19 protein-coding genes, 2 tRNA genes and 1 pseudogene are annotated in these 23,241 nt (G+C 73.7%); 15 read left to right on the top strand and 7 right to left on the bottom strand.

The window, feature by feature from the left end; translation table 11 throughout:
• The first annotated feature begins 136 nt into the window (after positions 1–136).
• Positions 137–1,069 (top strand): DMT family transporter, encoded by a 933-nt coding sequence (locus SGUI_RS05650; RefSeq protein WP_083190814.1) that lies wholly within the window; start codon positions 137–139, stop codon positions 1,067–1,069.
• A gap of 124 nt (positions 1,070–1,193) precedes the next feature.
• Here SGUI_RS05650 and SGUI_RS05655 read toward each other — a convergent pair whose 3' ends face one another.
• The 3 genes from SGUI_RS05655 to SGUI_RS05665 all read right to left on the bottom strand — a co-directional run bounded on the left by SGUI_RS05655 (position 1,194) and on the right by SGUI_RS05665 (position 3,807).
• The gene (locus SGUI_RS05655) at positions 1,194–2,120 is read right to left on the bottom strand and encodes a hypothetical protein (RefSeq protein WP_066637371.1); all 927 of its coding nucleotides are present in this window, start codon (positions 2,118–2,120) and stop codon (positions 1,194–1,196) included.
• Between the two features lie 151 nt (positions 2,121–2,271).
• Positions 2,272–3,636: a trigger factor gene (gene tig / locus SGUI_RS05660; RefSeq protein ID WP_066637373.1), complete on the bottom strand. Its 1,365-nt coding sequence runs from the start codon at positions 3,634–3,636 to the stop codon at positions 2,272–2,274.
• Between the two features lie 94 nt (positions 3,637–3,730).
• Positions 3,731–3,807, bottom strand: a tRNA-Pro gene (locus SGUI_RS05665).
• 82 nt (positions 3,808–3,889) lie between these two features.
• Between SGUI_RS05665 and SGUI_RS05670 the strand changes: the two genes are divergently transcribed.
• Positions 3,890–3,963 (top strand) — tRNA-Gly (locus tag SGUI_RS05670).
• Between the two features lie 8 nt (positions 3,964–3,971).
• Here SGUI_RS05670 and SGUI_RS05675 read toward each other — a convergent pair.
• Complete coding sequence (locus SGUI_RS05675) at positions 3,972–4,985, bottom strand: DNA polymerase IV (protein WP_066642877.1); 1,014 nt, start codon at positions 4,983–4,985, stop codon at positions 3,972–3,974.
• Positions 4,986–5,062: 77 nt separating this feature from the next.
• Here SGUI_RS05675 and SGUI_RS05680 point away from each other — a divergent pair, with 77 nt between their 5' ends.
• The 3 genes from SGUI_RS05680 to SGUI_RS17350 all read left to right on the top strand — a co-directional run bounded on the left by SGUI_RS05680 (position 5,063) and on the right by SGUI_RS17350 (position 7,938).
• The gene (locus SGUI_RS05680; RefSeq protein ID WP_066637376.1) at positions 5,063–5,707 is read left to right on the top strand and encodes an SIMPL domain-containing protein; all 645 of its coding nucleotides are present in this window, start codon (positions 5,063–5,065) and stop codon (positions 5,705–5,707) included.
• Between the two features lie 101 nt (positions 5,708–5,808).
• On the top strand, positions 5,809–6,021 hold the full coding sequence (locus tag SGUI_RS05685; protein WP_066637379.1) for an antitoxin: 213 nt from the start codon (positions 5,809–5,811) through the stop codon (positions 6,019–6,021).
• Between the two features lie 171 nt (positions 6,022–6,192).
• Positions 6,193–7,938, top strand: coding sequence for a hypothetical protein (locus SGUI_RS17350; protein ID WP_066637381.1), 1,746 nt, complete (start codon positions 6,193–6,195; stop codon positions 7,936–7,938).
• 56 nt (positions 7,939–7,994) lie between these two features.
• On the opposite strand, the gene SGUI_RS05695 is transcribed toward SGUI_RS17350, so the two are convergent.
• Both SGUI_RS05695 and SGUI_RS05700 read right to left on the bottom strand, forming a co-directional pair.
• Positions 7,995–8,462, bottom strand: a complete 468-nt coding sequence (locus tag SGUI_RS05695; protein ID WP_066637383.1) for a ribose-5-phosphate isomerase — start codon at positions 8,460–8,462, stop codon at positions 7,995–7,997.
• Positions 8,463–8,473: 11 nt separating this feature from the next.
• Positions 8,474–9,133, bottom strand: coding sequence for a mycothiol-dependent nitroreductase Rv2466c family protein (locus SGUI_RS05700; RefSeq protein WP_157621748.1), 660 nt, complete (start codon positions 9,131–9,133; stop codon positions 8,474–8,476).
• A 67-nt stretch (positions 9,134–9,200) separates the two neighbouring features.
• On the opposite strand from SGUI_RS05700, the gene pepN reads away from it, so the two are divergent.
• The 5 genes from pepN to SGUI_RS05725 are packed head-to-tail and all read left to right on the top strand — an operon-like array spanning position 9,201 to position 15,330.
• On the top strand, positions 9,201–11,759 hold the full coding sequence (pepN, locus tag SGUI_RS05705) for an aminopeptidase N (protein WP_066637386.1): 2,559 nt from the start codon (positions 9,201–9,203) through the stop codon (positions 11,757–11,759).
• Between the two features lie 37 nt (positions 11,760–11,796).
• Positions 11,797–13,032, top strand: a complete 1,236-nt coding sequence (locus SGUI_RS05710; RefSeq protein ID WP_066637389.1) for an NRAMP family divalent metal transporter — start codon at positions 11,797–11,799, stop codon at positions 13,030–13,032.
• Between the two features lie 4 nt (positions 13,033–13,036).
• Positions 13,037–13,813: a LamB/YcsF family protein gene (locus SGUI_RS05715; RefSeq protein ID WP_066637392.1), complete on the top strand. Its 777-nt coding sequence runs from the start codon at positions 13,037–13,039 to the stop codon at positions 13,811–13,813.
• A 3-nt stretch (positions 13,814–13,816) separates the two neighbouring features.
• A complete protein-coding gene (pxpB, locus tag SGUI_RS05720) occupies positions 13,817–14,431 on the top strand; it encodes a 5-oxoprolinase subunit PxpB (protein ID WP_066637395.1) in 615 nt (204 codons plus the stop codon).
• Positions 14,428–15,330: a 5-oxoprolinase subunit C family protein gene (locus tag SGUI_RS05725; RefSeq protein WP_066637397.1), complete on the top strand. Its 903-nt coding sequence runs from the start codon at positions 14,428–14,430 to the stop codon at positions 15,328–15,330. The genes pxpB and SGUI_RS05725 overlap by 4 nt, the downstream gene beginning before the upstream one ends.
• On the opposite strand, the gene malQ is transcribed toward SGUI_RS05725, so the two are convergent.
• Positions 15,279–17,462, bottom strand: coding sequence for a 4-alpha-glucanotransferase (gene malQ / locus SGUI_RS05730; RefSeq protein WP_066637400.1), 2,184 nt, complete (start codon positions 17,460–17,462; stop codon positions 15,279–15,281). The genes SGUI_RS05725 and malQ overlap by 52 nt on opposite strands.
• 77 nt (positions 17,463–17,539) lie before the next feature.
• On the opposite strand from malQ, the gene SGUI_RS05735 reads away from it, so the two are divergent.
• The 5 genes and pseudogenes from SGUI_RS05735 (at position 17,540) to SGUI_RS05750 (ending at position 23,239) form a co-directional block, all read left to right on the top strand.
• Positions 17,540–18,445: a mechanosensitive ion channel family protein gene (locus tag SGUI_RS05735; protein ID WP_066637403.1), complete on the top strand. Its 906-nt coding sequence runs from the start codon at positions 17,540–17,542 to the stop codon at positions 18,443–18,445.
• Between the two features lie 68 nt (positions 18,446–18,513).
• A pseudogene (locus SGUI_RS17955) lies at positions 18,514–18,672 on the top strand (sigma factor); the annotation flags it as partial.
• A gap of 106 nt (positions 18,673–18,778) precedes the next feature.
• Complete coding sequence (locus tag SGUI_RS17960; protein WP_237141524.1) at positions 18,779–19,018, top strand: RNA polymerase sigma factor; 240 nt, start codon at positions 18,779–18,781, stop codon at positions 19,016–19,018.
• 369 nt (positions 19,019–19,387) lie between these two features.
• Positions 19,388–20,881 (top strand): hypothetical protein, encoded by a 1,494-nt coding sequence (locus SGUI_RS05745; RefSeq protein ID WP_083190522.1) that lies wholly within the window; start codon positions 19,388–19,390, stop codon positions 20,879–20,881.
• A gap of 21 nt (positions 20,882–20,902) precedes the next feature.
• Complete coding sequence (locus SGUI_RS05750) at positions 20,903–23,239, top strand: hypothetical protein (protein WP_066637410.1); 2,337 nt, start codon at positions 20,903–20,905, stop codon at positions 23,237–23,239.
• The last annotated feature ends 2 nt before the right edge of the window (positions 23,240–23,241 follow it).

The raw sequence follows: 23,241 nt of genomic DNA on the forward strand, positions 1-23,241 counted from the left end.
GACCGGCCGCACGGTATGCGCCGACCGGCCGCACGGTATGCGCCGACCGGCCGCACGGTATGCGCCGACCGGCCGCACGGTTTGCGTCGACCGACCGCACGGTATGCAGGGCCCCGACCCGTGCGAGGCTGTCCCGGTGACCCACACCCTCCGCACCGACCGCACCTGGCTGGTCGCCCTGGCCGCCTCGCTCTGGGGCCTGTCCGCGCTGTGGCGCGGACCGCTGGCCCGCGAGCTGCCCTCGCTGGCGATCGTCTTCTGGGAGCACGCGCTGCTGACCCTGCTGCTCCTGCCGTGGCTGGTGCCCGCGGTGCGGCGCTGGCGGGCCGCCACGCTGCGCACCCAGATCTCCGTCCTCGTCATCGGAGCGGGCAGCTCGGCCCTGGCCACGACCCTCTTCACCGCCGCCTTCCGCCTCGGTGACCCGATCACGCCGCAGGTGCTGCAGAAGCTGCAGCCCTTCCTCGCGCTGGCCCTCGCCGCCGTCCTGCTCGGCGAGCGGCTGCGCCGCTCCTACCTGCTCTTCCTGGCCCCGGCCGTGCTCGGCGCGTGGCTCATGACCTTCGCCGACCCGCTGGCCGTGAGCGTCAGCTCGGCCCAGGCGGCCCTGCTGGCGCTGGGGGCCGCGGCCCTGTGGGCGTGCGGCACCGTGCTGGGGCGGGCCGCCAGCGCCGAGCTGCGCTTCGCCGACCTGACCGCGCTGCGGTTCGCCGTGGGCCTGGTGACCCTGGCCGTCATCGCCGGCTTCACCAGCACCCCGCTGGCCGTGCCGCTCTCCGCCGCGCCGTCGATCGTGGCCCTGGCGCTGCTGCCCGGCCTGGCCGCGATGACGCTCTACTACCGGGCGCTGCGGCATACCCCGGCCTCCCGGGCGACCCTCGCCGAGCTGGCCTTCCCGCTCACCGCTGCCGCCGTGGGCGTCATCGCCTTCGCCAGCCGTCCGGAGCCGAGCCAGTGGATCGGTATGGCGCTCGTCGTCGCCTCGGTCGTCGCCCTCTCGGTGCACGAGCGGCGCGCCACGCAGCCGTCGGTCCGGGTGCCCGAGCGCGCCGAGTCCCTCCAGCGCTGACCACTCCCCCGGCCCGGAAAAGCGCGACTGCACCGGGTATGTCGCGACATCGCCCTGCCGGGTGACATATCCGCTGCAGTCGCACCATGACCGGACCCGATCGTGCCCGAGCGTGCGTCAGCGCTCAGCCCTGTCCCGGGAAGTAGCGGCGCCACTCGTCGCTCGGCGGCCCGAGCCGGATGCCCCGCTGCGCGAAGATCCGCCGCAGCCGCTCCACCGTCTGCCCTGGCGTGCGGTAGATGTCCGCGGCGACGAGCACGACGATGCGCCACTGAGCGTCCTCGAAGTCCTCACGCCGCCCGAGGTCCGCCTCCCAGCTGCGCTCCCGCTCGATGTGGTGACGCCCGTCGTACTCCACCGCGGTCCGCGTGGCCCGATCCCCCGCGTCGAGTCGGCGCACCAGGTCGCCCCGTTCGTCGTGGAAGCGGATGTCGGTCTCGAGCTCGGGAAGCCCCGCGAGCACCCGGAGCATCCGCGACCGGGTCTCCATGGGTGAGTCCACGCCCGCCCGGACGAGGCCGGCAGCGCGCCGGGCGAGGCGAGACCCCCGGCCCGTCGACTCCTGCGCCCCCTGCCTCAGCTGCTCGGGCGAGATCCGACGCCGCGCGACGAGGCTGTCGCCCAGCACCACCAGGTCGACCAGATCGAGCACACGCGCGCAGTCGAGGAAGGTGTCCATCGGCGTCGTGACCCGCTGGCCCCGGAACATCACCGGCTCGCGCGACGAGGCGTGCACGACGAGATCCTCCCGGGCCGACCTCGGCCGCCCGGTCGGCACGCTGACGTGCGGACGCACCGCGTGCGGGACGACGGCACCCCAGAGCTCGGCCGCGGTGTGGTGGGACACGAAGGCGTCGGCCGGCGCGACCAGCAGCACGGCCCGGGCGCGCACATACCCGTCCACCCGCACCCGCCGGTCGACGTACACGCTGCGCAGCAGGCACACGTGGTCCCGGCGCAGCTGGGCACGGGTCATCCCCGCCTCGCGCGCACGGCGATAGGTGAACGGCATCGCCGTGAATCCCTCGACGCTGCCCTCCGACCGGCTCATCGAGCCAGCGTGCCTGCTGCCTCCCCGTGGCCGCAGAAGTTGTCCACACCTCATCCCGCCGACCAAGCAAGAACGCGACTGCACCGGGTATGCCGTGGATTCGCCGTGCTGGCAGGCATACCCGGTGCAGTCGCGCACCGTGAGTGGTGAGTCAGCTCTTGGCGGCCGGCTCCTCCTCGGTCTCGACGACCTCGTCGCCGGCCTCCACGACCTGGTCACCGGCAGCGACCTCGGCCTCCTCGTCCTCGTCGTCACCCTCGATGGCGTCCAGGTCGACGACGTTGCCCTCGGTGTCGGTGACCTGGGCCTGCTCGAGCACGTTGGCCAGCGCCTTGCGGCGGCCGACCTCGGCGACCATGGCGGGCACCTGGTTCTGCTGGTCGATCTGCTGCGCGAACTGCTGGGCGTTCATGCCGTACTGCTGCGCGGTCATCATGATGTACTCGATGAGCTCGCCCTGGTCGACCTCGACCTCGTCCCGCTTGACCAGCGCGTCGAGCAGGAACTGCGTCTGCATGGCCTTGATCGTGGACTCGGTGACCTCGGCGCGGTGCTCGTCGTCCTCGAGCCGGCTCTCGCCCTCGAGGTGACGGTGCACCTCGGCCTCGACGAGGCTGTCGGGCACCGGGATCTCGACCATCTCGAGCATGGCCTCCAGCACCTTGTCGCGGGCGCCGACGCCCTGCTCGAAGCGGGCGCCCTGCTCGGCCTGCTTGGCCAGGTCCTCGCGCAGCTCGTCCATCGTGTCGAACTGGCTGGCGAGCTGGGCGAACTCGTCGTCCAGCTCGGGCAGCTCGCGCTCCTTGGCGGCCTGCACGGTCACGGTGACGTCGGCGCTCTCGCCCTTGCGGTCGCCACCGGCCAGCGGCGAGCTGAACTCGACGGTGTCGCCGGCCTTGGTGCCGCGCAGCGCGGTGTCCAGGCCGTCGAGCATCGTGCCGGAGCCGATCTCGTAGGAGACGCCGGTCACCGAGTCGATCTCCTCCTCGCCGATCTTGGCGGACAGGTCGATCGTCAGGTGGTCACCGGTCTTGGCCTTGCGCTTGATCGGCTTGAGCGTGCCGAAGCGCTCGCGCAGGTTGTCGATCCTGGCCTGCACGTCCTCCTCGGACGCCGAGGCCGGGTCGACGACGACCTCGATGCCGGAGAAGTCGGGCAGCTCGAACTGCGGGACGATGTCGACCTCGGCCTCGAAGGCGAGGTCCTGGCCCTCCTCCATCGGCAGCGAGGTGAGGTTGACCTCGGGCTGGGACAGCGGGGTGAGCTCGTTCTCGGTCATCGCCTGCGTGTAGTACTCGGGTAGGGCGTCGTTGACGGCCTCCTGCACCACCGCACCGCGTCCGAAGCGCTGGTCGATGATCCGGTTCGGCACCTTGCCCTTCCGGAATCCGGGGATCTGCACGTTGGCGCCGATGCTCTTGTAGGCGGCGTCCAGCTTCGGCTGGAGATCGGCGGCGGGGACCTCGACGGTCAGCTTGACCCGGGTCGGGGTCAGGGTCTCGACAGCGCTCTTCACTGCTGGTTGCTCCGTTGTCATGTCGGGGGTATGTCGTCTCTCGCCGGGCATACAGAGGGCCCGCGGCGAGGACGCGGATCAGCACCATGCTAGGTGGTCGGGGTAGCCGGATTCGAACCGGCGGCCTTCCGCTCCCAAAGCGGACGCGCTACCAAGCTGCGCCATACCCCGTCGCGGGCGGCGTCACGGACGCCACGGGCGAGGGCTTAGACTATCTGCTCGGCCCGGCGGGACACGCACCGCGCAGGGTCACGCGGGTGTAGCTCAATGGTAGAGCCCCAGTCTTCCAAACTGGCTACGCGGGTTCGATTCCCGTCACCCGCTCCACCTCTCCCTCAGTAGCCGCCCGGCGGCGGCACCATCTCCCCGCGCACCCCCAGCAGCCGCACCGGCCGCTCGTCGTCCAGCCGCTCGTACAGCTCGAATGCCGTGTCCGCCAGCACCTGCGGGTCGGTCGTCGGCACGGCCAGCTTCCGCCCCCGGTGGTAGGTGAAGAAGGGCACGAAGCGCACCTTGAGGAAGACCCGCTGCACCGGCCGGCCCTCGGCCCCCACGTCCTCCACCACCCGGGCGGCCAGCTCGGCCAGCGCCGCCCGCACCTGCTCCGGCGAGACCAGGTCCTCCTGGTATGTCGTCTCCCGCCCCCGTGCGCGCGGCACCCAGGGCGAGTCGTCGGGCCAGTCAGCTCCCCCGCCCCGACCCAGCTCGGACAGCCGTGGCCCGCTGGTCGGCCCGAACTCCGCCTGCAGCACCGCGTCGTCGGCGTGGGCCAGCTGCTCGACCGTCGAGATCCCCACGCGCTCCAGCCGGGTGGCGATGCGCTTGCCCACGCCCCAGAGCGCCGTGGTCGGTCGCGGCCCCATCACCTCGGGCCAGGTCTCGCGTGTCAGGACGTAGGTCCCGCGCGGCTTGCCGAAGTCGGTGGCGGTCTTGGCGCGCACCAGGCTGTCGCCGATGCCGATGGAGCAGTGCAGCCCGGTCCGCTCCAGCACGGCCGCCTGCAGACCGGACGCCACCGCCTCGGCGTCGTCGCTCTCCACCCCGACGAAGGCCTCGTCCCACCCGAGCACCTGCACCACCGCACCCGGCCAGCCGCGCAGCGTGTCCATGACCCGCTCGGAGGCGTCCTCGTAGACCGGGAAGTCGACCGGCAGGAAGACCGCGTCGGGGCAGCGCCGGGCCGCGACGCGCAACGGCATACCGGAGCGGATGCCGTGCTCACGCGCCTCGTAGGACGCGGTCGAGACCACGGCGCGCTCGGTGGGGTCGCCCCGGCCGCCGACCACGACCGGGCGCCCCACCAGCTCCGGCCGGCGCAGCAGCTCGACGGCGGCGAGGAACTGGTCCATGTCCACGTGGAGGACCCAGCGACGCGTCACCGGCACAGTCTCCCCCGTCCGGCCCCCTGCCCGCCTACCCTGACGGTATGCACACCCCCACCCCGGGCGCGGGCCCGGACCGACCGACCGAGGACCGGGTCGTGGTCACCGGGACCGGTCGGGCCGGCGCACCGCCGGACTCGGTCGTGCTCGACCTGCACCTGGAGGGGCACGGGTCCACGGTGGCCCAGGCGCTGCAGGCCCTCACCGCCGCCTCCCGCGCCTGCACCGACGCCCTGCCCGAGCACCGGGTGCGCACCCACGCACTGACCCTGTCCCCCAGGTACGACCACCACGGGGCGCCCCACGGGCATACCGCCGGGCAGTCGCTGCGTGTCGTGGCGCCCGACCCGGCACGGGCCGGCGAGCTCGTGGCCACCCTCGCCGAGGCGGTCGGTGACGCCCTGACGGTCCAGTCGCTGCGGCCGGAGGTGTCGGACACCGTCGGGCTCGAGGTCCGGGCCCGCGAGCTCGCCCTGCTCGACGCCCGGCGGCGGGCGGAGGAGTATGCCGCCCTCGTGGACCGGGCGGTCGGCCGGGCCGTGACCGTCGAGGAGCTGCCCGGTCCCGGGGCGCCGGTCCCCCACGGAGCCGTGGCGCGGATGAGCGCGGAGGCCGCGGGGCCTCCGGTGGACGCCGCGGACCACGAGATCACGGTGCAGGTGCGGGTGACCTGGGACCTCACCGGCTGAGCAATCCTCCCGGTCGACAGCCCTCGACAAGTGTGGTTGCGTGGTGACGCACAGGAGGTGCCCCGGCCGGGGCACCGGACCCGATGGGAAGGAGTCACGCCATGGGCTTCATGGACAAGGCCAAGGACCTGGCGGGAGAGCACGACGAGAAGATCGACGAGGGCATCGAGCAGGGCGGTGACTTCGTCGACGACAAGACCGGGGGTGAGCACTCCGAGCACGTCGACAAGGCGCAGGACTTCGCCAACGACAAGGCCGACGCGATCGGCGGCGTCGAGGACGGGGGCGGCGGCGAGGGCGACGACAACGCCTGAGCGCGCCAGCGCCTGCGAGGCCCCCACCCGGTCCGTCCGGGTGGGGGCCTTCGTCGTGCGGGCGCGGGCAGCGGCACGACGGGCGTGTTCCCCCGGACGCCCCCGTGGCGGGAGTTACCGTGAGTGGTGGCGTCGGTCCGGCGCCGGTCGCGACCCGTCCCGAGGAGCTCCATGTCCGTCCACCCTGTCCGAGGCCGCGCCCGTCGCCGGTGGGCGGCGCTCACCGCCGCGGCGGTGGTGGTGCTGGGCGCCTGCACCCCGGGCTCCGGCTCCTCCGGCGATGACGGCTCCTCCACCGGGGGCGGCGGAGCCTCCGGCGGGCAGGAGCAGGACCCCGACGCCCTCGTCGCGGCACCCGCGTCCGTCCAGGAGACGGCCGTGCTCCCCGGTGAGGGCGCGACCGAGCTGTCCGTCGAGGCCTCCAGCACCTTCTTCGAGCAGGCCCCCGTGGTCGTCGTCGCGGCGGAGGGCGAGCAGCTGGCCGCCGCCTCGGCCGGTGTCGCGCTCGGGGTGCCCGTCCTCGTCGACGGTGCCGGGGTGGCCGAGGAGCTGGACCGGCTCGGGGCGGAGACGGTCCTCACCGTGGGGGCCGTCGAGGACCCAGGGGTCGACGTGCTGGCCGTCCCGGACGCGCAGGGGTTGGCCGACGCGCTCGGGACCGACGGAGCCGCCGAGCAGGTGCCGGAGGGCGACCACGTGCAGGCTCTGCTCGGGCTCGACCCGTCCTCCATGACCCTGCTCGCCGGCGCCCCCGAGGACGGCGCCTCCGGCGACGACACCGACGCCACGACGAGCACAGCCGGCGAGAGCGCGAGCGCGACCGCGGCTCCCGCGCCCACCCTGGAGTCCGACGTCGACGAGCTGCCCTCCACCTCGGCCCCGCAGCCGGTCGAGGGACTGACCGTCATGACGACAGGCGCCGACCGCGACGCGGCCGCCGTCGCCTCGGCCGTGGCCGTCGGCGCCCAGGTGCTCGTCGTGCCCGAGGGTGACCCGCGGGCCACCTCGGACACGGTGCAGGCCAGCGCTGACGCGGGCGCGGAGACCGTGGTCGGGATCGGCACGGAGTTCGGCGACGCGCAGACGCTCGCCTGGCGGGCGGCCACCGCCGCGACCGGCGTCGAGCTGCCCGGCGGCGGTCAGCTCATGCTGCCCGGCAAGACCTACGTCGCGCTCTACGGCAACCCGACGACGCCCGCCCTGGGGGTCCTCGGCGAGCAGGGGCCGGAGGAGACGGTCGCGCGCGCCGAGGAGATCGCCGCGGAGTACACCGACCTCGTCGACCACCCGGTCGTCCCGTCGCTGGAGATCATCGCCACCGTGGCCAGCGGCGACGCCGGGGGTGACGGCAACTACTCCGCCGAGATGGACCTGGAGACCCTGCGTCCCCTGGTCGACCTGGCCGAGGAGGAGGGGATGTACGTCGTCCTGGACCTGCAGCCGGGCCGGACGGACTTCCTCACGCAGGCGAAGCTCTACGAGGAGCTGCTCCTGCGTCCCCACGTCGGCCTGGCCCTGGACCCGGAGTGGCGCCTGCGCCCGGACGAGGTTCATCTGCAGCAGATCGGGCAGGTCGGCGTGGACGAGGTCAACTCCGTGGTCGACTGGCTGGCCGACCTCACGCGGGACAACGACCTGCCGCAGAAGGTCCTCGTCCTGCACCAGTTCCAGATCCGGATGATCCCGGGGGCCGACGACGTCGACCAGTCCCGCTCCGAGGTCTCGGTGGTCATCCACGCCGACGGACAGGGCGCACAGGGCGACAAGCTCGCCACCTGGCAGGCGCTGCACGACGCCGCTCCGTCGGTGACGCACTGGGGCTGGAAGAACTTCTACGACGAGGACATCCCCGGACCGCTCTCACCCGAGCAGACGATGCAGATCGAGCCGACCCCGGACTTCATCAGCTACCAGTGAGGCACGCGAGGAGGCCCCCGCCCGGATCCGACCGGGCGGGGGCCTCCTGCGTGGGTTCAGGGCAGCGGCGGGAGCGTGCCGTCGACCTCGTAGGCGCGCATCATGTCGATCCGGCGCTGGTGCCGCTCGTCCCCGGAGAAGGGCGTGCCGAGGAAGGCCTCGACGATGGCCCGCCCCTCCTCCTGGGTATGCATCCGCGCACCGATCGAGACGACCTGCGCGTCGTTGTGCTCGCGGCACAGGCGGGCAAGCTCGGGGTCGTAGGCCAGCGCGGCACGGATGCCGGGGACCTTGTTGGCCGCCATCTGCTCGCCGTTGCCGGACCCGCCGAGGACGATCCCGAGCGAGTCCGGGTCCTCGGCCACGGCGGCGGCGGCACGCAGCACGAAGACGGGGTAGTCGTCCTGGGCGTCGTAGTCCGCGGGCCCGTGGTCGACGACCTCGTGGCCCTGCTCGCCCAGCCAGGTGACCAGGTCCCGCTGCATCTCGTAGGCGGCGTGGTCACCGCCGATGTGTACCCGCACGGAGCCCTCCTCTAGCTGAAGTCCGGGCCCACGGAGCGGGTCCGCTTGATCTCGTAGAAGCCGGGGGTGCCGGCGACCAGCAGGCAGCCGTCCCAGAGCCGCCCGGCGGCCTCGCCCTTGGGCGCGGGGGTGACGACGGGGCCGAAGAAGGCGACACCCTCGACGCCCACCACGGGCGTGCCCACGTCGTCCCCGACGAGGTCGATCGCCCGCTGGTGGCTGGCGCGCAGCGCCTCGTCGTGGTCCTCCGAGGTGGCCGCCTGCGCCAGCGAGGCGTCGAGCCCCAGCTCCTCGATCACCTCGGGCGTGATGGCCTCGAGGTCCTCGCTGCCACGGCCGTCCAGGTGGATCCGCTGGCCATAGGCGTCGTACATCTTCTTGCGCAGCTCGTTGGCCTCCTGCGCGGGCAGGTCGGCGGTCGCCGCGATGATGGTGCGGACCGGCCCCCACGCACGGTCGAGCATCGCGCGGTAGTCCTCGTCCAGGTCGCGGCCCTCGTTGAGCACCGCCAGGCTCATGACCGACCAGGTGATCTCGAGGTCGCGCACCTCAGCCGCCTCCATCAGCCACCGGGACGTCATCCACGCCCAGGGGCACAGGGGGTCGAAGAACATCTCGGCGTGGGTGGTCTGGGTGGTCGCGGACGGGTCCGACGTGGTCTGGGCGCTCATGCGACCATCGTGTCACGGCATACCCTGGCCGTCAGTCCGGCCCGACCCTCGACGAGGAGACACCTGCATGCCCGGCACCAACCTGACCCGTGACGAGGCCGCCGCCCGGTCCGCGCTCATCCAGACCGAGTCCTACGACGTCGCGCTGGACCTCACCCGGGGCGCGGAGACCTTCGGGACCCGCACCATCGTCCGGTTCACCTGCGCCAGCCCGGGCGAGGACACCTGGATCGACTTCGTCGGCGCCTCGGTGGAGCGGGTCGAGCTCAACGGCACCGAGCTCGACCCGGCCACGGCGTGGGTCGACTCCCGCATCGCCCTGCCCGGTCTCGCGGAGAGCAACGAGCTCACCGTCGAGGCGACCGGGACCTACATGAACACCGGCGAGGGCCTGCACCGCTTCGTCGACCCCGCGGACGGCGAGGTCTACCTCTACACCCAGTTCGAGGTCCCGGACAGCCGCCGGATGTATGCCGCCTTCGAGCAGCCCGACCTCAAGGCCACCTTCGCCTTCACGGTCACCGCCCCGGAGCACTGGCAGGTCATCTCCAACGAGCCGACGCCCGAGCCCACCCCCGCCGGCGAAGGCGCCGACGGCCCGAGCGCCACCTGGTCCTTCCCGGCGACGCCGCCGATCTCCTCCTACATCACCGCGCTGGTGGCCGGCCCGTACGACGTCGTCCGCGACAGCGTGAGCACCCGGGCCGGCGAGATCCCGCTCGGCGTCTTCTGCCGCCGCAGCCTCACCCCGCACCTCGACGCGGAGAACATCCTCGACGTCACCAAGAAGGGCTTCGCCTTCTTCGAGGAGGAGTTCGACCGCGCCTACCCCTTCACCAAGTACGACCAGATCTTCACGCCGGAGTACAACATGGGCGCGATGGAGAACGCCGGGTGCGTGACCATCGTGGAGAACTACGTCTTCCGGTCCAAGGTGACCGAGGCGGTCGTGGAGCGGCGCGCGCTGACGATCCTGCACGAGCTGGCGCACATGTGGTTCGGCGATCTCGTGACCATGACGTGGTGGGACGACCTGTGGCTCAACGAGTCCTTCGCCGAGTGGGCCTCGACGACCGCCCAGGCCGAGGCGACGGAGTGGAAGGACGCGTGGACCACCTTCGGCACCGCCGAGAAGGCCTGGGCCTACAAGCAGGACCAGCTCTCCTCCACCCACCCGGTCGCCGCGGACATGGTCGACCTCGCCGCGGTCGAGGTGAACTTCGACGGCATCACGTATGCCAAGGGCGCCTCGGTGCTCAAGCAGCTGGTCGCCTACGTCGGCCGTGAGCCCTTCCGGGACGGGCTGCGCGCCTACTTCGCCAAGCACGCCTGGGGCAACACCACGCTCCGGGACCTGCTCGCCGAGCTCGAGGCGACCAGCGGCCGCGACCTCACCTCGTGGAGCGAGGTCTGGCTGGAGACGGCCGGGGTCAACACGCTGACCCCCGAGGTCGAGGTCGCCGACGACGGCACGATCACCGCGCTGGAGATCGTGCAGACCACCCCGGAGGAGCACCCGACCCAGCGTCCGCACCGGCTCGCCGTCGGGTGCTACGACCTCGTCGAGGGCGTGCTGCGCCGGACCCACCGGGTGGAGCTGGACGTCGACGGCGAGCGCACCGAGGTGACCGACCTGGCCGGCCGCCCGATGCCGGACCTGCTCCTCGTCAACGACGACGACCTCGCCTACGCCAAGGTGCGGCTGGACGGGCGCTCGCTCGCGACCGCCCTGGAGCACGTCCGCCGCATCGAGGACTCGCTGGCCCGCGCCCTGGTCCTCGGTGCCGCCTGGGACATGACGCGCGACGGCGAGATGTCCGCGAGCGACTACGTCCGGCTGGTGCTCACCGCGCTGCCCGGGGAGACCGACTCCACGCTGCTCCGGGTCCTCATCCAGCAGGTCAGCGCTGCCGCCCTCACGTATACCGCGCCCGGGCACCGCCAGGCCGTGGTGGCCGAGCTCACGGCCGGGCTGCGGGCGGCCACGCTGCAGGCCGAGGGCGGGAGCGACGCTCAGCTGCAGCTGGTCACCGCGTGGGCCTCCTTCGCGCAGGCCGAGGAGGACCTCGTCCTCGTGCACGCCCTGCTCGACGGCGAGCGCGAGCTGGCCGGACTCACCATCGACCAGGACATGCGCTGGACCCTCCTCACCGCGCTGGCGACCGCCGGCGCCGTCGGCGAGGAGGAGATCGCGGCCGAGCGGCAGCGGGACAACACCGCCACCGGGCACGAGAAGGCCGCCCGGGCCCGGGCGGCCCAGCCCTCGCCCGAGGCCAAGGACAAGGCGTGGGTCGACGCGGTGGAGACCGCCGGCCTGTCCAACTCGGTGCTCGCCGCGATGGCCCTCGGCTTCGGCCGGGTGCACGACGAGGCGCTGCTCGAGCCCTACGTCGAGCGCTACCACGCGGTGATCGACCGGGTGTGGCAGGAGCGGACCCACCACATCGCCGAGTCGCTGGCGGTGGGCTTCTACCCCCTGGCGCTGGCGAGCCCGCAGCTGCTCGAGGCGAGCCAGACCTGGCTCGCCGAGCACCCGGAGGCCTCCAACAGCCTGCGGCGCACCGTGGCCGAGAACCGGGACGCCGTGGCCCGCGCCGTGGCCGCCCAGGAGGCCGACGCCGGCTGAGGCGGCGGCCCGCCGCCTCCACGGGAAGGATCAGCACATGGAGCAACCGCCAGCGGCCGCAGGGTCACCGCGCACTCCGGCGACCGCCCGGGCCGGGCGGGGCGCCCTGCTCGGCGCCGTCTTCCTCATGGCCACCAGCGCCATCGGGCCCGGGTTCATCACCCAGACCACGGTCTTCACCGCCGAGCTCGGTGCGGCCTTCGCCTTCGCGATCCTGGTCTCGGTGCTCGTGGACGTCGCGGTGCAGCTCAACGTGTGGCGGGTCATCGGCGTCAGCGGGCTGCGGGCGCAGGACCTGGCCAACCGGGCGCTCCCGGGCGCGGGCTACCTGCTCGCGGCGCTGGTCGTCTTCGGCGGGTTCGTCTTCAACATCGGCAACATCGGCGGCACCGCGCTGGGCGCCAACGCCATGCTCGGGCTCGACCCGCGGATCGGCGGCGCCGCCTCCGCGCTGGTGGCCATCGTCATCTTCCTCAGCAAGCGCGCCGGGGTGGCCATGGACCGGATCGTGGTCGTCCTCGGGCTGGTGATGATCGTCATGGTCACCTGGGTGGCGATCACCTCCGACCCCCCGCTGGGCGAGGCGCTGCGGCAGACGGTGCGCCCGGACCGGGTGGACTTCCTGGTCATCGTCACCCTCATCGGCGGGACGGTCGGCGGCTACATCACGTATGCCGGGGCGCACCGGCTGGTGGACTCCGGGATCACCGGACCGGACCGGGTCCGGGAGATCAGCAGGGTCTCGGTCACCGGCATCCTGGTCGCGGGCGTCATGCGCGGGCTGCTCTTCCTGGCCGTGCTGGGCGTCGTGGCCGGGGGCGTCGCCCTGTCCGAGGAGAACCCTCCGGCCTCGGCCTTCGAGGCCGCGCTCGGCGAGGTCGGCCTCATCATCTTCGGGGTGATCCTCTGGGCTGCGGGCATCACCAGCGTGATCGGCGCCTCCTACACCTCGGTGTCCTTCCTCGCCACCTTCTCCGACTGGCTGCAGCGACGTCGGGGATGGGTGGTGGTCGCGTTCATCGCCCTGTCCACCGTGGTCTACGTCGCCCTGGGGCAGGCCCCTGTCACGCTGCTCATCCTCGCCGGAGCGCTCAACGGGCTGATCCTGCCGGTCGGCCTCGGCGTCATCGTGTGGGTGGCGCTGCGCCGCCGGGACCTGCTGCAGGGCTACCGCTACCCGCTCTGGCTGAGCCTGTGCGGTCTGGCAGTCTGGATCCTGACGCTCTATCTCGCGTGGCAGTCGCTCGGCGGGATCGCCCAGCTGTGGGAGTGATGACATGACGCACATCGACCTCAACGCCGATCTCGGCGAGAGCTTCGGGCGCTGGACGCTGGGCGACGACGACGCCCTGCTCGAGGTCGTCACCAGCGCCAACGTCGCCTGCGGCTTCCACGCCGGCGACCCCGGCGTGCTCCGGCACGCCTGCGAGGGTGCGGCCGCCCGCGGGGTGGTCGTCGGCGCCCAGGTCGGCTACCGCGACCTGGCCGGCTTCGGCCGACGCTTCCTCGACCTGCCGCCCGCCGAGCTCACCGACGACGTGCTCTACCAGATCGGTGCCCTCGAGGGCCTGGCCCGGGTGGCCGGGACCCGGGTGGCCTACGTCAAGCCGCACGGCGCCCTCTACAACGCGATCGTGCACCACGAGGAGCAGGCCGCCGCCGTGGTCGAGGCGGTCCGGTCCTACGACCCGACCCTGCCCGTGCTCGGCCTGCCGGGGTCCGCCTGGCTGCGGCTGGCGGAGGAGGCGGGGCTGCGCACGGTCCAGGAGGCCTTCGCCGACCGGGCCTACACGCCCGAGGGCACCCTGGTCTCACGCCGCGAGGCCGGCGCCGTGCTGGAGGACCCCGACGAGATCGCCGCCCGGTGCGTCCGGATCGCCACCGAGGGGACGGTCACCGCGGTGGACGGCACGGAGGTCGCGGTGGACGCCGCGTCGGTGTGCGTGCACGGCGACAGCCCCGGCGCCGTCCGGGTCGCCCGGGCCGTGCGCTCGGCGCTGGAGGCGGCCGGGGTGGAGCCCCGGCCCTTCGTCGGTGCCGGGCCGGGGGCCTGACCCATGCGCTGCCTGCCGTGCGGGGAGGTCGGTCTCCTCGTGGAGCTCGACGACCTGCAGCAGGTGCTCGCCCTGCACGCCGCGCTGGAGCAGGACCCGCCCACCGGCGTCACCGACCTGGTCCCCGCCGCGCGGACGCTGCTCCTGCTCCTCGACCCGGCCCGTACCGACGTCGTGACCCTCGCCGACCAGGTCCGCTCGACCACGGTCCGCCCCGGTGCCGCACCGGAGGCCGGTGAGGTGGAGATCCCCGTGGTCTACGACGGGGAGGACCTGGCCGAGGTCGCCGAGCTCACCTCGCTGTCCACGCAGGAGGTGGTGGCCGCGCATACCGGGCAGGAGTGGACCGTCGCCTTCTGCGGCTTCGCCCCCGGCTTCGGCTACCTCGTCGGCGAGGACCGGCGGCTGCACGTCCCGCGCCGCAGCACCCCGCGCAAGCGGGTCCCGGCCGGGGCGGTGGGCCTCGCGGGTGAGTTCGGCGGCGTCTACCCCCGCGAGTCGCCGGGCGGGTGGCAGCTCATCGGGCGCACCGACGCGACCCTCTGGGACGTCGACCGGGACCCGCCGGCCCTGCTCACGCCCGGGGTCCGCGTCCGCTTCGTGGAGGCGAGGTCGTGAGCAGCGGCGCCCAGGCACACGGCCTCGAGGTGCTCCGGGCAGGTCCGGGAGCCACGGTCCAGGACCTCGGCCGGCCGGGCCTCGCGCACCTCGGCGTCGGGCGCTCCGGCGCGGCGGACGTGCCCTCGCTGCGGCTGGCCAACCGGCTGCTCGGCAACGACGAGGGCGCGGCGGCGCTCGAGGTCACCGTGGGCGGGCTCGCGGTGCGCTGCACGGGTGGCGCCTTCGTCGCCCTCACCGGCGCCCCGTGCCCCCTCACCCTCGACGGGCGGGCGGCCGCCCCCGACACGGTCCTCTGGCTCCCCGACGGTGCCGAGCTCGAGCTGGGTATGCCGACCGTCGGGCTGCGCAGCTATCTCGCGGTCCGCGGGGGCGTGGACGTCGAGCCGGTCCTCGGCTCCCGCTCGCGCGACACCCTGGCCGGGCTCGGGCCGGAGCCGCTCACGGAAGGCACGCAGCTCCCGGTCGGCCCGGCTCCGGACGCCGAGCCGGTGGTCGACTCCGCGCCGCTGGCGCCGCCCACCGGCGGTGAGATCAGCCTGCGCGTCCGCCTGGGGCCACGGGAGGACTGGTTCGCGCCCGGTGCCGAGAAGGCCCTGCTGGGACAGGCATACCAGGTGAGCGCCGACTCCGACCGGGTCGGTGCGCGGCTCGAGGGCCCGGCGTTGGAGCGCGCAGACGACGACCGGGAGCTGCCGAGCGAGGGGATGGTGCTGGGGAGCCTGCAGGTGCCGCCGTCCGGGCAGCCGACGATCTTCCTGGCCGACCACCCCGTGACCGGGGGTTACCCGGTCATCGGTGTGCTCGACCCGCGCGACGTCCCGGCCGCCGCGCAGGCCCGGCCCGGTCAGTCGGTGCGCTTCGTCCGCGCGCCCTCCGCCGCGTCCGGGAGCGGCTGACCCTCGTCCTGCCCGGAGGTGTCCACCGTGCGCGCGAGCCGGCGCGCCGAGCGCCACGTCACCCACTCCTCGAGCAGCACGGGCTTGCCGTCGGGCCCGGCGAGTGGGACCCGCCAGTTGGGGTACTCCTCGTCGGTGCCGGGCTGGTTGATGACCCGGGTGTCGCCGGTGAGGTCGCTCACGCTGACGCCGAGGAGCTTCGCGGGCGTACGGGTGAGGAAGGCGTGCAGGGCCTGCACCTGCTCGGTGACGTCGGCGTCCTCGCCCAGCAGCCCGCGCCGCCGCAGGTCGGTCAGCACCTCGTCCCGCGAGCGCGCCTCCTCCGCCATTTCCTCCTCCAGCGGCCGGTCCAGCAGCCCCAGCCGGGAGCGCAGGTCGACGTGCACGCCCTCGAGGTAGCCGGCGGTGGGCGGCAGGTCGTGGGTGGTGACCGTGGCGAGGCACAGCTCGCGGTAGTCCTCGGGGTCCAGCAGCCGGCCGTCGCCCTCCCAGTCGCGCTCGAACCACAGGATCGAGGTGCCCATGACCCCGCGCTCGCGCAGGTAGTCGCGCACCCAGGGCTCGACCGTGCCCAGGTCCTCGCCGATGACGACGGCCCCGGCCCGGTGCGCCTCGAGCAGCAGGATGCCGATCATCGCCTCGTGGTCGTAGCGCACGTAGGTCCCCTGGAACGGCTCGGCGCCCTCGGGGATCCACCACAGCCGGAAGAGCCCGATGACGTGGTCCACCCGCAGGCCCCCGCTGTCCCGCAGCGCTGCCCGCACCATCTCGCGGTAGGGGGCATACCCGAGCTCGGCGAGCTTGTCCGGGCGCCACGGCGGCTGCGACCAGTCCTGGCCGAGCTGGTTGTACTGGTCCGCCGGCGCGCCGACCGTCACGCCGCGGGCGAGCGCGTCGCCCAGGCCCCACGCGTCGGCGCCGTCCGGGTGCACGCCGACGGCGAGGTCAGAGATCACCCCGAGCGACATCCCGGTGTCGAGCAGGTCGCGCTGCACCCGGGCGAGCTGCTCGTCGAGCACCCACTGCAGCCAGCAGTGGAAGTCCACCTCGGCCTCGTGCTCCTGGCGGTATGCCTCGACCGCCTCCCCGCGGGCGTCCTGCAGCTCCTGCGGCCACTCCCGCCACCAGGTGCCGTGCTCCTGGCTGATCGCGCACCAGGTCGCGAAGTCGACGAGGCCCTGGCCCTCCCGCTCGACGTAGGCCTCGAACGCGCGGGCGCGCCGCAGCGAGCGCGGCTGCGCGTGCACGAGGCGCAGCGCCGCCTCCTTCGCCGCCCACACCGGGTCGCGCTCGAGCGTGTCGAGGTCGAGGTAGCGCTGGGCGTCGTCGGCGTGCCACTCGAGGAGCTGGCGCTGCGCGGCGGAGAGGTAGCCCACCTCGGGCACGTCCTCCACCCGGAGGTAGATGGGGTTGACGAAGCGCCGGCTCGTGGGCAGGTAGGGCGAGGGCTCCATCTCGCCGACCGGCTCGGCCGCGTGCAGCGGGTTGACCAGGACGAAGTCCGCGCCCAGCCCGGCGGCCCAGGCGCCGGCGTCACCCAGGTCGGCGAGGTCGCCGATGCCCCAGGATGAGGAGGAGCGCATCGCATACAGCTGGGTCATGAGGCCCCAGCCCTGCGCCCCCTCGGCAGCGAGACCCGGAGGCAGCCCCAGCCGCGGCGGCGTCACGACCAGCGGCATACGGGCCCCCTGCCCACCGGCCTGTACGACCACCTCGTGCCAGCCGAGCGGCAGGTCGGAGGGGACCTCCAGCAGCAGCCGGCGCACCGTGACCCCGTCGACCTCGCGCTCCTCAGGCTTGCCCCCACCCACGGCGAGCTGGTGCTCCGCGCCCTCCTCGGTCACCAGCTGCGCGCTCACGTCGTCGCCGGGAGCGACGTGCATGGGCAACGTCGCGCTCTCGCCCCCCGCGATGACGAGCACCGGCGGCAGGGTGCGCCGCCACTCCCGCTCCTGGGCACGGTCCAGCTCGCGGTCGGCGAAGTCGCCGCTGACGTCGACCCCGAGCGCGGCCAGGACGGCGACGACCGTCTCGTCGGGGACCTCGGTGTGCCGGCCCTGCCAGTCCCAGAACTCGGTGGCGATGCCGTAGGCGGCCGCCAGGTGGGCGAGGGCGGGCGTGCGCTGCGTCACAGGGGTGCTGACCTCTCGGGCGGGGGGCGTGCGGGGCAAGTCTCTCAGGAGGTCGGCGCCACGCCACAATGGCAGGCATGTTTGGTCTGGAACTGCCTTTCGACACCTGGGAGTCGACCCTGGACTGGCTCCTCGGTGCCCCCCTGCGCGTCGTCCTCATCCTGCTCTTCGCCGTGGCGGCCCGGTGGGCCGCCCACCGGGCGATCCGCGGGGTCGTGGAGGGCGCGGCGAAGCGCGCCGACGACCACGAGCGGTCCTCCCTCGAGCGCGCCTTCGACAGCGCCACCGGGGCCCGCAAGGAGCGTCGCCGGCAGCGCGCCCTGACCATGGGCTCGCTGCTGCGCAGCATCGCGACGTTCCTCATCGCCACGGTGGCCCTGCTGACGATCATGGCCGAGCTGGGGATGCCGCTCGCGCCGCTGCTCACCAGCGCCGGCATCGGTGGTGTGGCCATCGGCTTCGGCGCGCAGTCCCTGGTCAAGGACTTCCTCTCCGGCATCTTCATGATCATCGAGGACCAGTACGGCGTCGGTGACCTCATCGACACCGGCGAGGCCGTCGGGACCGTCGAGGAGGTCACCCTGCGGGTCACCCGGCTGCGCGACCCCAGCGGTGTCGTGTGGTTCATCCGCAACGGGGAGATCATCCGGATCGGCAACAAGAGCCAGGGCTGGGCGGTGGCCACCATCGACATCCCGGTCGCCTACGACGAGGACCCGGCCCGCGTCATACCCCTGCTGCGGGACGTCGCGGCACAGGTGTATGCCGACCCGGACTGGTCCGAGAAGCTGCTCGAGGAGCCCTCGGTGGCCGGCGTCGAGTCGGTCTCCGGCGGGACGATGACGCTGCGCATCTTCGCGAAGACCCGGCCGGGCGAGCAGTGGGGCGTGCCCCGCGTGATCCGGGAGCGCGCCAAGGAGCGCTTCGACGACGAGGGCGTCCGCGGACCGCGGATCTCGCCCTTCGGGGACGCCCAGGTCTGAGCGCCGCGTGCGGCGGTGACAACCCTTCCCGGCCCCTCGGTCGTCTGTCCGGGTCAGGAGGTGTCCGCATGACGAGCGAGAGGTTCACCGAGTTCGTGCTGGCGCACGGCCAGGGGTTGCACCGCACCGCGGTGCTGCTGACACGAGACCCGCACACGGCGCACGACCTGCTCCAGGAGGCGCTGCTCAAGGCGTGGCGCGCCTGGGGCAGGGTGACGGACAACCCCGAGGGGTATGTCCGCACGATCCTGCTGCGCGAGTTCCTCACCGCGCGCCGCCGCCGCTGGCACGGGGAGGTGCCCACCGAGACGCTGCCCGAGCCCGCCACCGACCGTGGTCCCGACGCCGCGACCGGGCTGGACCTCGAGCGGGCGATCGGCACCCTGCCGCCGCAGCAGCGGGCGGTGGTGGTGCTGCGCTACTTCCACGACCCTGACGGTCGCCGACACCGCCCGGACCCTCGGCCTCGCCGAGGGCACGGTGAAGTCGCACCAGTCGCGCGCCCTGGCGGCGCTGCGGATCAGCGAGCACCTGGACGACGACCACGTCGCCAGCGAAGGGAGGGGGCACTGATGGCTCCCACGACCGAAGACCTGCGCACCACGCTGCGGGCGATGGCGGACGAGCATCCCCCGCCCGCCCCCGCGGACCTGCTGGCCGAGCTGCGCGCGGAGCGGTCGGCGCGGCGCACCCGGCGCGGCTGGCTCGCCGCCGCCGGGGTCGCGGCCGCCGCTGCCGCCGCGGTCGTCGTCACCCAGGCCCTGCCGGGGCCGACGGCGACCGACCCCGGCGCGCGACGCCGACGTCAGCACCGGTTGGGAGCTCGTCGACGGCGAGCCCCCGGAGTATGCCGTCGGGCTGCACCTCCTCGAGTCCTCCGCGCTGGACCCCTCGGGGTCGGCGGACGTCCCCGCGACGGGGACGCAGGCCCAGCGGTACGCCGTGCTCTGGTGCGACACCGGGCCCGCGCTCGACGACCCGGCCGTGACTCCTCCCGGACTCACCCTCGACGTCGGGGAGGGCGGGCTTCTCCCGGTCCCCTGCCGCTCGAGCGACGGCTCCGGCGAGGGCGCCCCACCGGTGGCGCTGCCGCCGTCCGAGGACGGCTGGCAGGCCGCCTGGGAGGGTGACCTCCCGGCGGACGGCGACGCCGTGCTCGGGATCTACGAGGAGGCCGCGCACGCCGACTACCCCTTCCCGGGGTGGCCCGACCCGCTGCCGCAGGCGCCGGACGTTGCCGACGGCGAGGTGAGCCTGGACCAGGACACCCCGCTGACCGGGCAGCAGATCTCAGGGCAGGAGGTCACCGTCATGGTGACCAGCACCGTCGCAGCAAACCTCGACGAGGACAGCACCGTGGAGCTGTGGACCTCGGTGCCCGGCCGGATCCAGGTCTGGCTCGACGGCACCCTGCTGACCGACGACGGCGACGACCTGCAGGAATGGCAGGTCGCCGACCCGGCGCTGCGTGACGGCTCCTTCAGCGCCTTCACCGCCGGGCAGCGGCTCACCCTTGCCGTGCCGCCGGAGCTGGCGCAGCGCGGCGAGCCGGTCCGGGTCAGCGCGGGCGCCAACCACGGCCAGCCCTGGCAGGTCCGGGTCACCGGCGCCGACGGACCGCGGGGCGCCGTGGACGCGGTGGCACCGGTGTCGCCCGACGCGCTGCCCGACGCTCTTGTCGAGTGGTCCGGCGGGATGCACCGCCTGGCCGCCTGGGAGCTGCCCACCGACGGCACCGTCGCGGAGCTCGAGCTGCCCGAGGCGGTGAGGGGCGAGCCGGTGACCTGGGTCGTCGCCTGCCCCGGTGTCGATCCCTCACCCATCGGCATGGCGACGATCACCGTCGACGACGGCCCGCGGTTGGAGCGTGCTTGCGCCGACCCGGAGTACGGGTTCGGGTTCGTGGGAACCCAGGTCGACCTGTCCGAGGTGCCCGAGGGGAGCAGCGTGCGCGTCGGCCTGCCGTCGCTGGACGAGGTGGACACGGGTCTGGTCGCGGCCTACGCGCCCGTGCCCTTCGAGGACTTCGACCACGCCGCAGGAGCGACGTCGGAGTGGGCCTTCTCGGCCGAGGCGATCCTGCGCGCCGAGCCCGAGGTCGTGGCCACGCTCACGCTGGCCGACCTCGACGCGGACGGCGTCGCCACGCTCGCGGTGCCAGAGGGCGCGTCGATCCTGCGGGCCACCTCGGAGGGGGTGGGTCGTCTGGAGGTCTCGCACGAGGAGCGCTCGCTGCTGGACCCCGGGGTCGTCTCGGCCTCGGCCCGGGAGGCCGGCGAGCAGTGGTGGACCGCCTGGACCGACCAGCCGTCGACCCAGCTCGTCGCCACGCACCTCGAGCGGTCCGTCTCCTCCGGTGACGAGCTGCGCATCGAGGTCGAGGGCTACGAGGGCGGCAGCCTCACCCTCGAGCTGCTCGCACCGGCGGATCGCTGAGGTCTTTGCGAGACTGGACCCATGGCAGGGAGGCCGACCGATACCGGGTCCGGCGCCGAGGAGCTCGTACGGGCAGGCGCCGGGCTCCACCGGCTCGCGGCGATGCTCACCGGCGACACGGCGAGCGCCACCCGTCTGACGGGCCTCACCCTGGCCCAGGCGCCGCCGGACGCGGACGCCCAGGAGCTGCGCCGCCGTCTCGTCCGGACGTTCGTGCGCACCGCGCCCCGACGCCGGGACAAGAGCCTCGCGGTCGGGACGGGCGACCCCGGCGACGTCGTCGCGCGGCTCTCCCCGCGAGCCCGTGCGGCGGCCGTGCTGCGCCTCGTCGAAGGGGCCAGCGTCGCCGACGTCGCCACGGCGCTGCGCATCGCCCCGGACAAGGTGGCCCGGCTCGTCCCGGACGAGGAGGGGGTCGACGTCGCGCTCGAGGCCCTGGCGCACCGCTACGCGCTGCCGGCTGAGCAGCTGGAGCGCGAGCTCGGGACCGCCGTGGCGCAGGCACCGCCGGAGCCGCCGTCGCGCGACCGGCGGTGGTGGTGGGTGGCGGCCGCGGCCGTGCCGCTCGCCGTGCTGGGCGGGTATGCGCTCTCCCTCGGCCGCGACGAGCCCGCCGGGACGGACGAGGCGGCACCGACGGGAGGGGGCTCCGCCCAGGTGGGCTCGGTGGACCTCACGGAGGCGGGCTTCGAGCTGGACGACGGCGAGCCGCCGCGCGGCGCGGCGGGGCTGACGAGGATGGACACGGTCGAGGTGAGCTCCGGGGAGAGCGCCGGCTTCGTCCTCAGCACCGTCGACGCCCGCTTCGGCGGGCAGGTCTCGTCCTTCGGCGTCCTGTGGTGCGACATGCCGCCCGCCGACGACCCGGCCCTCGAGCCGCCCGTCGGGGAGGTCACGGTGGGCGGGTCGACCCTGACCCTGCCCTGCGCCGGGACCAGCGGGGAGCCGGCGGTGGGGCTGGACCACGTCGTGGCCCTGCCCGCGAGCGGACGGGCGGAGATCCGCATCAGCGGAGACCTACCACCGGAGGGACGGGCGGTGCTGGGGGTCTACGGGCAGACCGACGACATCCCGGCCACCCCGCTCCCCCGGGGTGACCTCACGGCCGGGCTCCCGGTCCCCCCGGACGCGGTCGTCGTCGACGAGGCCGGGACGGCATCGCCCTACGGCTGGGGTGAGCGCGTCGTGCAGCCGGTGGAGCTCTCGGCGGACAGCACGATCAGGGTGTGGTCCGGGAGCACCGGTGCTGTCTCGGTCCTCGTCGACGGCATCACCGTCACCGACGACGGGGACCTCGAGGCGTGGGCGGGCGGCCGGCCCGACTGGCGGGATCAGCAGCCCGACGTGCGGGACGGCCGGTGGATGGTCTACGTCCCCGGGACCGCCCGGGAGTTCCCGGTGCCCGAGGACCTGCTCCCCGGGGACGGCGAGCAGCGGTCCGTCGTCGTCGAGGCCGTGGCGGACAGCACCGACCACCTGCAGGTGGTGGCCACCGGGGCTGCGGCCGGGACGTCCGACCGCTCACCGGTGGCGCGGACCGATGCTCCTGACGCACCGGAGTACGTCTCGGGGCACCGCCTGGTGGCTGCCTGGGACCTGCCGATGGACGGGGTGGAGCGCGAGCTGCTCGAGCCGCCGGAGCGGGCGGACACCACCTGGGCGCTGCGCGTCCCCGAGCCCGAGGGAGCGCGCGGGGCCTGGCTGCCCTTCGTCACGGAGGGTGGCCTGCGCGACGGGGAGTGGCTCCGGACCCTGTGGACGGCCTACTCCGCCTCCGACGTCTCCAGCGCGTTCCAGGATCTCGGGTGGGGAGGAGACTGGGTCAAGCGGGAAGGCGGCAGAATCATCGAGAGCGACGAGTCCGGCCAGGAGGGGCCCACCGGGGAGCCGGACCTGCACGCGAGCGCACCGGCGTCACCCGGCCATCCCCCGGCACTGCTGCTGGCCTACGAGCCGGTGGCCTACGAGGACTTCGACTTCGCCGCGGCGCAGCTTCCCGCCACCAGCTGGCCACCGGACGAGGTGCCACCGTGGCCGGGCCTCTCCGACTCGCCGGTGGCGACGGTGACGAGCGAGGACCTCGGCGACGACGGACGGACGACGGTGACCGTCCCGAACAGCTATGAGCTCGGGGCGCGCATCGCCACGGAGGGCCAGGGCCGCATCCGCTTCCAGGTGGACGGAGGAACGGTCGACCAGCTGCAGGACACCCAGGGATGGTGGTCCAGCTGGACCGACCGCGAGGTCGTCTCCCAGGCTCCGCTCTTCATGGGGATCTACGAGCTCGACGGCGAGCTGGAGCTCACCATCACCGTCGAGGACTACGAGGACGTCACCATCGAGCTCTTCCGCAACTGAGC

The organism is Serinicoccus hydrothermalis, assembly GCF_001685415.1.
GTDB lineage: Bacteria > Actinomycetota > Actinomycetes > Actinomycetales > Dermatophilaceae > Ornithinicoccus > Ornithinicoccus hydrothermalis.

Bases quoted from the DNA above. Each gene is read 5' to 3' on its own strand.
- SGUI_RS05655 (WP_066637371.1), bottom strand. From the start codon at position 2,120: ATGAGCCGGTCGGAGGGCAGCGTCGAGGGATTCACGGCGATGCCGTTC.
- SGUI_RS05675 (WP_066642877.1), bottom strand. From the start codon at position 4,985: ATGGACCAGTTCCTCGCCGCCGTCGAGCTGCTGCGCCGGCCGGAGCTG.
- SGUI_RS05680 (WP_066637376.1), top strand. From the start codon at position 5,063: ATGCACACCCCCACCCCGGGCGCGGGCCCGGACCGACCGACCGAGGAC.
- SGUI_RS05685 (WP_066637379.1), top strand. From the start codon at position 5,809: ATGGGCTTCATGGACAAGGCCAAGGACCTGGCGGGAGAGCACGACGAG.
- SGUI_RS17350 (WP_066637381.1), top strand. From the start codon at position 6,193: ATGTCCGTCCACCCTGTCCGAGGCCGCGCCCGTCGCCGGTGGGCGGCG.
- SGUI_RS05700 (WP_157621748.1), bottom strand. From the start codon at position 9,133: ATGAGCGCCCAGACCACGTCGGACCCGTCCGCGACCACCCAGACCACC.
- pepN (WP_066637386.1), top strand. From the start codon at position 9,201: ATGCCCGGCACCAACCTGACCCGTGACGAGGCCGCCGCCCGGTCCGCG.
- SGUI_RS05710 (WP_066637389.1), top strand. From the start codon at position 11,797: ATGGAGCAACCGCCAGCGGCCGCAGGGTCACCGCGCACTCCGGCGACC.
- SGUI_RS05715 (WP_066637392.1), top strand. From the start codon at position 13,037: ATGACGCACATCGACCTCAACGCCGATCTCGGCGAGAGCTTCGGGCGC.
- pxpB (WP_066637395.1), top strand. From the start codon at position 13,817: ATGCGCTGCCTGCCGTGCGGGGAGGTCGGTCTCCTCGTGGAGCTCGAC.
- SGUI_RS05735 (WP_066637403.1), top strand. From the start codon at position 17,540: ATGTTTGGTCTGGAACTGCCTTTCGACACCTGGGAGTCGACCCTGGAC.
- SGUI_RS05750 (WP_066637410.1), top strand. From the start codon at position 20,903: ATGGCAGGGAGGCCGACCGATACCGGGTCCGGCGCCGAGGAGCTCGTA.